The organism is Campylobacter aviculae (assembly GCF_005406215.1).
Lineage (GTDB): Bacteria > Campylobacterota > Campylobacteria > Campylobacterales > Campylobacteraceae > Campylobacter_D > Campylobacter_D aviculae.
The window spans coordinates 150,184-160,213 of record NZ_NXMA01000004.1 but is presented as its reverse complement, the minus strand read 5'-3'; the positions used below and the strand labels follow the sequence as shown (position 1 = coordinate 160,213).

Sequence of the window (10,030 nt, the reverse complement as noted above, 5' to 3'; positions counted from 1 at the left end):
ATTAAGTATTTGATGAAACTTCTTTTTAAGATTTTAAGTCCTTTTTAGATAAAAAAAGGAAATGAAAGTATAACTAATTAAGCTTAAAGGGGGATTAAATTCGTAGGTTTGAAAAATTTTTAGCTATCTATAAGAATTTAACTCAAAAATTTCATTAGGGTAAAGTTATGGAGAATATATCAGTTCTAAAAGACAATTTTTTAGTGTATAGGATAGATATAAAAAAGGAGGATATGCTTTAATCATTGCTCCTAAAAAGAAATTAAAAGAATATAAGCTTAATATACCTAAATCTTTGAATTTCGATTTTAATCCTTTTAGCTTATATTAAAAGATTATTCATAGGAGTTAAAACAACTCCTATAATTTAAATATTTAATCTTTAAAAACAAAAAAATAAATACTTGCAATAAAACTTAATAAACTTCTAAACCTTAATATTTACACTTCTATGTTTAGTTTTAGCTTTAGAACTTAATTTACTAAGATGATTGGTATTAGAGTTGGAATTGTTATCGTTAGAATTATCATTGCTATTAGAATTGTTATTTGTATTGTCATTATCTATTTTTACATTAAAAAGAATTTCTAATTCTTTTGCTAAATCAAATTTATTTTCAAGAAGTTTTTTTATGAGTTCATTTCTTATATTATCATCTTTATAAGTTTCTTTGTTTTTACTTTCTACTTGGATGGGTTTAAAGGGTTTATCTTTTTTAATTGTTTTTTGATCAGTATCAATAGAATTAAATATTTTTTGACTTTCTATATCTTGACTTGTCTCTTCTTTTTGTAAAGATTTTTTATTTTTAGCCTCTAATTCCAACCATTCTTTTTTAAATTCTTCTATATTATTTATTTGCATAGGTAAAAGTAAAACTTGCCTCATAATTTCATCATTATTTGTATTATTTATAGGATGTTTATCAAAAAAATTTTTTAAATCTTTTATTTCATCAAGACTCATATTTCTATCAAGCCCACCTAATTTACCGAGCACGGTAGTATCACCTTCAACAATACCATAATTTTGTTCTAAACCTTTAGCAAAAGCAAGCAATGCTTCGCCCTTGCTTATATTTTGCTTATCTTTAAAATCAAATTTTAATGAAGTTTCAACTGTAAAATTATTTTTATATTTTTCAACATTCATAAAATCATTCTCGTTTGAATATATATGTGTTATTTGAAAATTTCGACTATCGTATTGTAACCATTTTGGAATATTTTCAAGTTCATCTTTAGTAAAATATGTATTTTCGTTAGATATAAATTGTGAAAAAACTTTATAAGCATTTCCTATGGTTTTGGCTATATCTACATTAGTAAAAAAGGCATTATTGACTGTATTTTCCTTATTGACAAAGTTTGCATAATCCTGCACATCTTTAGCATAAATCTTATAATCTTTTGGTATTCCTGCAGCTTCATTGAAATCACTGGTAAAAAAACCATCTTCATCTACACCATAACCTAGTATTTTATTAACAGCCTTAGATTTATCACTTACTAAATTTGAATTTGTTTGTTTTAATGAGGTATTGTTTGAAATATTATTGTTATTTAAATTTGTGTTGTTGTTTATTTCTTTATTATTATCTACCAAATCATTTGTTTTAGAATTCTTTTTAGAATTTAAAGTATTTGTATAGTAATTATAATTTGAGTAAGAAGTTATATTATTTATCATTTTACTGCCTTTTTGGTTATAGTGGTAGATAATATTTTATCATTTCTATATCGGTTAGAAATGAGTTTAACTTAATATATAAAAAAATATCAGCGAGTACGACCTATATGCAAGCCACCTAAATAGCTATCAAATTGATCTTTATATTGATTACTTAATTGTCTAACTATTAGATTACTATTTAAAACCTGCTTTGATTGTTTATACATTTGTCCTATTCTTGCGTCATATAATACCTCATCATAAGTAAAATAATTATAAGGAGTTCCTAAACTTGAAACAGTCCAATTGTTTTGAGCTAAAAAACCAACAAACAAATATAAATCTCCATATGTTAATGCTTTCCATTCAGTAAGCTCTCTAGGAGTCATAGTAAAATATGATTTTGCATGATTTGCTAAAGCATAACATAAAGTTGATCTACAATCATACAAAGTTTCATAGTACCCACCCTTAACATCTTTCATCTCATTAAGGCTAAGAACCTTAACACCTACGCTATTATCACTGAGTGCACCATTACTGACTTTAGCTAAAAAATCATCCCCAAAAGCAGAACTTGCTAATAAAGCACCTAAAGTTGCAATGCTAAGTAATTTTTTAATCATAATTTATCTCTTCTATGTAAAAACAGAACATAAATTATTCTATCATAAATGATAATTTTAAATCAAATTCTTAAAAGTTCTATTTTATGGATATTTTAGTAATATTTGTGGTGAATTTATAAATAAAAATTGCAAAATTTATTTTTATAACATTTTAAAAATTTTGTTACGAAGTGCAACAAAATTTATTTTTTAATGCAATTTATAAAGATTATTCTTAAAAATTTGGAATAATAAATTATCAACTCTCTACAAATAGCTTGACTATATAAAGTACTATGATTAAATTTTAGAACATTCTATCATTTTTCCATTGTGTATAACCACTTGTTGATTGAAATCGCTGAATTTGGGAATGTAAGCATACCCACTTAAAGGATCAATCACTATGCAAATTTGACGTTTATATTTAGAAGTTAGGCGAATAATGCAGTTTTTGCCACTTTTTGCTAAATTTTTATCATAAACGCTCTTAGAATTTTTAAGCGGGGAATATAATCTTCCTATTTCATCGAAAACAATTTTTGTAGAACCGCTACAAGATCCTTTAAATTCAACTTTTTCTATATCGAAAGTCTTAAAGATATTAAATCTTTTAGTTGTTTTTTCATCATCCTTATTGATCACCCCACTTTGTCCTGAATTCATCAATTTTTTAGGGTTTAAGATATCTATGGCAATCTCTCTATCGATATTGATATCCGTTTTCCCTAAATTGGCATTGCCATCACCATTTTTATCCAAAAAAATAGTATAGGTTTGCTCATAATCAGTTGCCGCAGATTTGATAAAATAAAGTTGCCATCTACTTTTATACCATTCCTTTTTAGCCACTGCTAAAGCTGAACTTCTAAAACTTTCTTGCACCATAGCTAAGTTTCTAACATAGTATATGTCATTAAGAATTTGTTTTGCTCCTAGCATTAATCTATCTTTTTTTATATTGACTTTAGCTATAGAAATGATAATGCCTAAAATAAAAATAACTAAAACAAGCTCTAAAAGCGTAAAGGCTCTATTTATAGCTCTTAACTTGATATATTTTTTCAAATTTGCCTAACTTAATTTTTATTATTGATTGGTCTTTAATACTTTCTTTACCATTTTTTATACTTCTTAAATACAGAGTATTACTTTCCTTAATGCCATAAAATTTTAATCTTTTTTGCAAAGAATCAGAAACTCTAATTGCAAAAATATTTTGTTTTTTTAATTCTTGACTTAATTCTTTAGCAAAATGGTAATTATTTGCAAAGTGGCGTTTAGGATTTGAAATGAAATAATATAAAAATTGATTCCCTATTATAACAAAATAGCAAAATAGCAAAAAAATTGCTGTACATTCTATAAAAATTTTATATTTTAGTCTAAATTTGGGCAATCTTACACGATAGCTTTCCATAAAAGTTTTTACCAATAAAGGAGTACAAATAACACAAAATGGTAAAAAATCTTCCAGATAAAGTTTTTGCCTTAAAGAAAGCAAGGAGCAAAAAATAAAAGTAATGCTCATCAAAAACCAAAGTAAGCTTTTATTGTCTTTAAACATCAAACGATAAATAACATAAAAAAAATAAATAAACACAAGCGGGGAAAAACAAGCGGAAAAAATTCCCAAAGTGTCCAAAAAATATCCTCTTGGACGTCCTCCTACATCAAAACCATAAAAACTGATATTGATTCCAAAAAGAACAAGGGATAAGCTTAATAAAATAAAATCTTTTTTATAAATTCCGAAAAAGAAAAAGGTTAAAAATAAAATATTAAAAGATTGATCCACACATAAAGCTAAGATTAAAAGGGGATAAAATAACCATTTTTTTTGATACTCATAAGCACAAAGTATAGCAAGGGTTAAAAATATAACTATGGAAGCTTCATTAACCAACAAAGCACTTGCAACAGTTCCAGGGAGTAAAATAAAAAGCAAAAGAGACAAAAAAATATCCAAATGGGTTTTTGTATACTTTTGTGCTAACTTACAAAGCAATAAACAGCTTAAAAAATGAAAAAGTAAAATAGGGAGTCTCAAACCAAAATCATTTTGTCCAAAAATAAAAGTTCCAAAATGGGTAATATAATAAAGTAAGCTATGAGAAAAAACTAAAAATGACCCTTTTTCTCCAAAATAAATTTCAGCTTCATCACTACTGATACTCAAAGTTGAAATTCCATAAATAAGGGCGATTAAATCAAAAATCAACAAGATAATAAAATAAATATTCCTAGCTTTTTTCATAAATCAAATTCTACTACACTAAACCTAAAATATTAATTTTCTTGACTTAATCTAAATCGCTTAAAATACTATGTTAAAAATTGTTATAATTTTTAACATAGAAATTTATTTTCTATAGTTTATTGATTTTTGATATATTCCACCTTTTTTAAAAATAATCCAAGACGCTACCAAAGAACATAAAGCCGCTAAAGTAAGCCATAATGCTGGAGAAGACGGATTATTTGTTTTTTCTATCAAAAAGGTTGAAACTGCTGGAGTAAATCCGCCAAAAATCGCTACTGCTACAGAATAAGCAAAAGAAAAACTTAACACTTTTACATTCTTTGGCATAATTTCACTCAAAGTTGCCGTCATAACTCCATTGTAAGTCCCATAAACAAAGCTAAACCATAATTCCACCAAAATCAGATTAGTAAAAGAAATATGATGCATTAAAAAATAAAGCATAGGATATGCACTAACAACCCCTAAAAAAGCTGCTACGGGTAAAATAAATTTTCTACCGATTTTGTCTCCCATGTATCCAGAAAATGGCAACCAAAAAGCATTGCTAAGCCCTACAATAGCTACAATTATAAAACCTTCAAGTTTGGTAAAATGCAAAACTTTATTTACAAAAGTTGGTGCATAAGCGGTGATAAAATAAAAAGTAACTGTGGTCATTGAAACAAGCATAATGCCTAAAATCACGATAAAAACATTTTGACGCATATTTTGAAAAATATCTTTTAAATTCTTTGGAGTTTGATGATTTTTAGACTTAAATTCTGGAGTTTCTTCTAAAGCTCTCCTTATATAAAAAATATAAGGCACAATCAAACATCCTATAATAAAAGGGATTCTCCATCCCCATATTTGCATAATTTCATCTCCCAAACAATAATGCAAAAATACACCCAAACCTCCTGAAAATATTGTAGCAATCTGTTGAGACCCGCTTTGCCAAGACACATAAAAACCTCGAAGATGATCAGGTGCGATTTCAGCTAAATAAACACTGGTACCACCAAGTTCAGCTCCTGCACTAAAACCTTGCAAAAGTCTGCCTAAAACGACAATAATAGGTGCTAAAATTCCTATGCTTTCATACCCAGGACAGCAAGCAATTGTAAAAGTTCCTAATGCCATAAGCACTAAAGTTAAAACCAAGCCTTTCTTTCGTCCATACTTGTCCATATAAACCCCAAGAACTATAGCACCTATAGGACGCATTAAAGATCCTACCCCAAAAGCTATAAAACTTTGCATTAATGAAATAAAATCATTTTGAGCAGGGAAAAAGATCTTAGCGATAAAAGCAGCATAAAAACCATAAACTGCAAAATCATACATTTCTAAAAAATTACCACTAGCAACACTAAAAATCATTTTGGCATTTTGTTTCTTGGTACTCATAATAAAGCTCCATTTTTATTTTCATTATAGTCCAATTTTATCTTTTTAAATACAAAATGATCTTTTTATATTTAAAAAACAATTTTTTAGTTACATATTGAAACAAAATTGCAAATTTTATAATACAAAAATTTTATTAAACAAATCTACAATACAAACATTTCAAAAAAGATTAAAAAAATAATAATTTGACTTTAGATATAATTTTTATAAAAAAAGGTTGAAATGTATTCCATCGCCAATACCTATACAGCTAAAATCGAAATTAAAAAATCTACTTTTTTAGCTTTTCTTTGCCCTTATGAAGACTTTGAAAATCTGTTAAAAAATGTAAAACAAGAACACCCAAAAGCAGTCCATTTCGTCTATGCTTATAGATATTTAAATGATTTAAACCAGATTATAGAAGATAAAAGTGATGATGGCGAGCCAAAAGGAACTTCCGGGATGCCTTCTTTAAATGTTTTAAGGGGTTTTGATCTTATAAATGTGGCTGTGATTGTTGTGAGATATTTTGGTGGAATAAAACTTGGCACAGGAGGTCTTGTAAGAGCTTATAGTGATGCAGTCAATGAAGTCATTTGTAATTCTATTTTAATCCCCTTTGAAATCAAAAAACACATACAAATTATCATAGAACTAAAAAATCTTAGACGCTTTGAGCATTTTTTAAACACTCATGCTTTAAATTTCAAACGCGAATTTAATAATGAAAAAGTCATTTTAAAATTTGATCTAAATGAAGAAGAAGAGCAAAAATTTGAAAATTTTTGCCAAAATTTTGCACCTTTTGAAATAGAGAAAAAGATTTTATAGTGCCCCAAAATGGGGCAAAAATCAAATTGCACTCAGTAAATCATTTAATAGCTTGCTATTTTGTTCACCTGTGCTTTGATTTAAAAGATCATTATGTACGCTTGCACTTTGAGACTTTAAAGAAAGCTCTCCTTCATTTTGTCTAAAACGATAAGCATACATACTTGACATTTGTGCATATTGGCTTGAAGAATGATTTGAATTCGAACTTTGACTGCTCTTTTGAGAATCTAAATTCTGTGAAGTATCATTCTCACCTAATTTATCTAAAAGACTAGTGAAATCAGAATTAGAAGAATAATCCTCAACTTCTTTATCCACTTTCTTATACTGACCACTGATAGCATCGTATTCATACGAGCTTATGGTTTTGTAATTTACTTGCATAACTTTCTCCTTTCAAAATATGCAAAAATTATACAAGCAAAAATCGTTCCTTCTTTAATTAATCGTGATGAGTTGGCACATACTCTATATCAATTTCACGATTTGCTATAAAATTTTCCTTAGCTTTTTTGCAGTTTTCATCACGCATTTTTCGGTATTCATTGCGTATAGTAATTTCTTTATCGCTTAAAGGTCTGTCCTCTAAAAAGCTGATGTGAAAATAGGTATCATCAGGCTTAGAATAAGTCTTGTAAAAATCGATATAATCAAAATAATCTTTTCCGTTATCAAATTCCACAACTTCTTCGATATAAATAGTCGGTCCAAAGCCTTTATGATTTTGAGTAAAATGCCCAAAACCTGCACTGTATTGAATTCTAAATTTAGCCATTGTTTTCTCCTAAAAATTCTTCATAATTTCCTCTAAAATCTAAAAGTTTTCCATCTTTTAGTTCCCAAATACGATTGGCAAAAGAACTGATGAGTTCTCTATCGTGACTCACGCAAAGCACCACACCTTGAAAATTATATAAAGCTTCCCCTAAGGCAATAATGCTTTCAAGATCAAGATGATTATCAGGTTCATCTAAAAGTAAAAAATTGGGACGCTCTAGCATAAGACGAGAAAGCATCAGGCGATGTTTTTCACCTCCACTTAAATTCGCAGCCATTTTTTCTTGATCACTTCCGCTAAAAAGCATTCTTCCTAAACACTTTCTAATCTCATCTAAATCTTTGAATTTTTCACTCATAAGCCATTCATAAAGCTTTAAATTTTCATTGATGATATTGCTCGTATCCTGTGGAAAATATCCAAGCTCTATAGTCGCACCTAAATGTAAATTACCACTATCTGGAGTGATGGCATTTGCAATGATTTTTGCTAAAGTTGATTTGCCCACGCCATTTGCTCCGATTAAAGCAATTTTATCATTTTTTTCTATCTTAAGTTCCAAATTTGAAAATAAATTATGTTCATAAGCTTTAGAAATTCCTTTAAGCTCTAAAACTTCATTGCCAATCTCCCTTCCTAAGCGAAAAACGATACTAGGATCCCTGCGACTTGAAATTTTAATCTCTTCAAGCTCTAATTTTTCAAGTGCCTTAGCTCTACTTGTGGCTTGTTTTGCCTTAGACGCATTGGCACTAAAACGACGGATAAAATTTTCTAATTCTTCTCTTTCTTTTAAAGTTTTATCACGTTTAAGTTCAGCTTGTTTTGCTAAAAGCGTCGAAGCCATATACCAATCATCATAATTTCCGGCAAAATCTCGAATTTGCTTAAAATCAACATCTAAAATTCTCGTGCAAATTTTATTAAGAAAATGCCTATCGTGAGAGATCACTACCAAAGTTCCCTCGTGCCTTAAAAGTTCATTTTCAAGCCAAGAAATTGCCTCTAAATCAAGGTTGTTTGTAGGCTCGTCTAAAAAAAGCACATCCGCACCTAAAAACAACACTTGTGCGAGTAAAACCTTAAATTTATCCGCACTTTGTAAAGTACTCATCAAAGCATCAAAATCTTTGATTTTTAAAGAACTTAAAATTTTTTCACAACGCGTTTCGCAATCGTAATTTGGATCCTCTTCAGCGGTTATCATTTCAAGTTCGCTTAAACGTTCATTGATTTCATCGGTAAATTCTTCACTCATATAAAGCTTTTCTTTTTCTTTTAAAGCCTCATATAATCTTTTATTGGCACACATAACCGCATCTTTAATGGTGTAGTTTTCAAAAGCAAATTGATCTTGCCCTAAAACTGCGATCCTTAAACCCTCATCAAAAACAACTTCACCGCTACTTGATTCTATTTCACCTGAAAGAATTTTTAAAAAAGTTGATTTTCCAGCACCATTGGCACCTATAAGTCCATATCTTTGCCCGCGAACGAGTTTTAAATTGACATTTTCAAATAAAAGTTGATTTGCAAAACGCATGGTAAGATTTCTTACTTCAACCATAAAGATTCCTTAGATTTTTACTTATAAAAAATTTTGAGAAATTGTAGCAAAAAAAGACTTGAAGTTAATTTAGTATAAACAATGAAAAATAAAATTTTTCATTGTCGTAAAAATATTAATAATCTAAAAGCTCCACAAAAACTTGTTTTTTATCGTCGCTAAATTGGGCACTATATGAAATTTGAGTTTCATACTCCCCTCCATCAAATAAAACTCCCCTCAAACTACCTTTTTCATAATTTTTTCTCATATCATCGGGCATTTGTGGATAAGTTAATTTCAAACTAGCTTTACAAAAAGTTGTTTTTTTGTCATTACTATCTTGAGTTATAAAGCTACTAAAAGAAGTATAAGCTACTTCATTAGCATAATCTTTCAAATCAAGAAAGGGCTTAAAATATGCTTTCAAAAGTCCAAGCTTATCAGTAGATAATGCAGCTTCTACATCTCTTATATCCATATCTGAAGCCATTCTTAATGCCTTTAAAGACTGTTCGTTTAAACCGTATTCGACATAAACCCACTCATCATCGTCTAAAATACTTTTTAATGTAAGCTTAACATCTTCATCGTCACATTTTGGCTTGGTATCAAAACATCCAAGGAATAATAAAGCTAAGAGCAAACTTAACAAAACTTTTTTCATTGCTTATCCGTTATTATTTTAATAAATTTAATAATTTCGTCATTTTTGGCACCATCTTGACCTAAGAGATTTCTTAACAAATCCAAGCTAAGCTGTGGTGGAAATATAAGATAAGCATTTGTCGGAAAACCATTAGAATTTAAACCGATACAAAATTTTTCATCTTTGTTTGTATATGCTTTTCCTGCGACGATTTTAAAAGTATCTTTGTCATAAAGCAAAGTGGGTTCTGTTTCAAAAGGTGCATATTTTTCACTCATTTTCATCTCCTTTAATTTAGGTATA

At 28.6% G+C, this 10,030-nt stretch carries 11 protein-coding genes and 1 pseudogene; 2 read left to right on the top strand and 10 right to left on the bottom strand.

Translation table 11 applies throughout. The features are described 5' to 3' along the window. Positions 1 to 163: 163 nt before the first annotated feature. Positions 164 to 331 (top strand): annotated as a pseudogene (locus CQA76_RS08990) (peptidase C39); the annotation flags it as partial. A gap of 96 nt (positions 332 to 427) precedes the next feature. Here CQA76_RS08990 and CQA76_RS03380 read toward each other — a convergent pair. The 5 genes from CQA76_RS03380 to tcuC all read right to left on the bottom strand — a co-directional run bounded on the left by CQA76_RS03380 (position 428) and on the right by tcuC (position 5,935). Next, a complete protein-coding gene (locus CQA76_RS03380; protein ID WP_137622044.1) occupies positions 428 to 1,690 on the bottom strand; it encodes a Cj0814 family flagellar-dependent secreted protein in 1,263 nt (420 codons plus the stop codon). 89 nt (positions 1,691 to 1,779) lie between these two features. Continuing rightward, complete coding sequence (locus CQA76_RS03375; RefSeq protein ID WP_232364886.1) at positions 1,780 to 2,298, bottom strand: hypothetical protein; 519 nt, start codon at positions 2,296 to 2,298, stop codon at positions 1,780 to 1,782. Positions 2,299 to 2,580: 282 nt separating this feature from the next. Next, positions 2,581 to 3,348, bottom strand: coding sequence for a prepilin-type N-terminal cleavage/methylation domain-containing protein (locus CQA76_RS03370; protein WP_137622043.1), 768 nt, complete (start codon positions 3,346 to 3,348; stop codon positions 2,581 to 2,583). Next, on the bottom strand, positions 3,314 to 4,537 hold the full coding sequence (locus tag CQA76_RS03365; RefSeq protein WP_137622042.1) for a glycosyltransferase family 39 protein: 1,224 nt from the start codon (positions 4,535 to 4,537) through the stop codon (positions 3,314 to 3,316). The genes CQA76_RS03370 and CQA76_RS03365 overlap by 35 nt, the downstream gene beginning before the upstream one ends. A gap of 105 nt (positions 4,538 to 4,642) precedes the next feature. Next, the gene (tcuC, locus tag CQA76_RS03360) at positions 4,643 to 5,935 is read right to left on the bottom strand and encodes a tricarballylate/proton symporter TcuC (RefSeq protein WP_137622041.1); all 1,293 of its coding nucleotides are present in this window, start codon (positions 5,933 to 5,935) and stop codon (positions 4,643 to 4,645) included. A 225-nt stretch (positions 5,936 to 6,160) separates the two neighbouring features. Here tcuC and CQA76_RS03355 point away from each other — a divergent pair, with 225 nt between their 5' ends. Continuing rightward, positions 6,161 to 6,751: an IMPACT family protein gene (locus tag CQA76_RS03355; RefSeq protein ID WP_137622040.1), complete on the top strand. Its 591-nt coding sequence runs from the start codon at positions 6,161 to 6,163 to the stop codon at positions 6,749 to 6,751. A gap of 21 nt (positions 6,752 to 6,772) precedes the next feature. On the opposite strand, the gene CQA76_RS03350 is transcribed toward CQA76_RS03355, so the two are convergent. The 5 genes from CQA76_RS03350 to CQA76_RS03330 form a co-directional block, all read right to left on the bottom strand. Continuing rightward, positions 6,773 to 7,138 carry a hypothetical protein gene (locus CQA76_RS03350; protein WP_137622039.1) on the bottom strand — a complete coding sequence of 122 codons (366 nt, stop codon included), beginning with the start codon at positions 7,136 to 7,138 and terminating at the stop codon, positions 6,773 to 6,775. Positions 7,139 to 7,196: 58 nt separating this feature from the next. After that, on the bottom strand, positions 7,197 to 7,529 hold the full coding sequence (locus CQA76_RS03345) for a hypothetical protein (protein ID WP_137622038.1): 333 nt from the start codon (positions 7,527 to 7,529) through the stop codon (positions 7,197 to 7,199). Further along, on the bottom strand, positions 7,522 to 9,099 hold the full coding sequence (locus tag CQA76_RS03340) for an ABC-F family ATP-binding cassette domain-containing protein (RefSeq protein ID WP_137622037.1): 1,578 nt from the start codon (positions 9,097 to 9,099) through the stop codon (positions 7,522 to 7,524). The genes CQA76_RS03345 and CQA76_RS03340 overlap by 8 nt, the downstream gene beginning before the upstream one ends. Before the next feature lie 115 nt (positions 9,100 to 9,214). After that, positions 9,215 to 9,745, bottom strand: a complete 531-nt coding sequence (locus CQA76_RS03335) for a hypothetical protein (protein WP_137622036.1) — start codon at positions 9,743 to 9,745, stop codon at positions 9,215 to 9,217. Beyond that, positions 9,742 to 10,005 carry a hypothetical protein gene (locus CQA76_RS03330; RefSeq protein ID WP_137622035.1) on the bottom strand — a complete coding sequence of 88 codons (264 nt, stop codon included), beginning with the start codon at positions 10,003 to 10,005 and terminating at the stop codon, positions 9,742 to 9,744. Before CQA76_RS03330 ends, CQA76_RS03335 begins: the two co-directional genes overlap by 4 nt. Between the last annotated feature and the right edge of the window lie 25 nt (positions 10,006 to 10,030).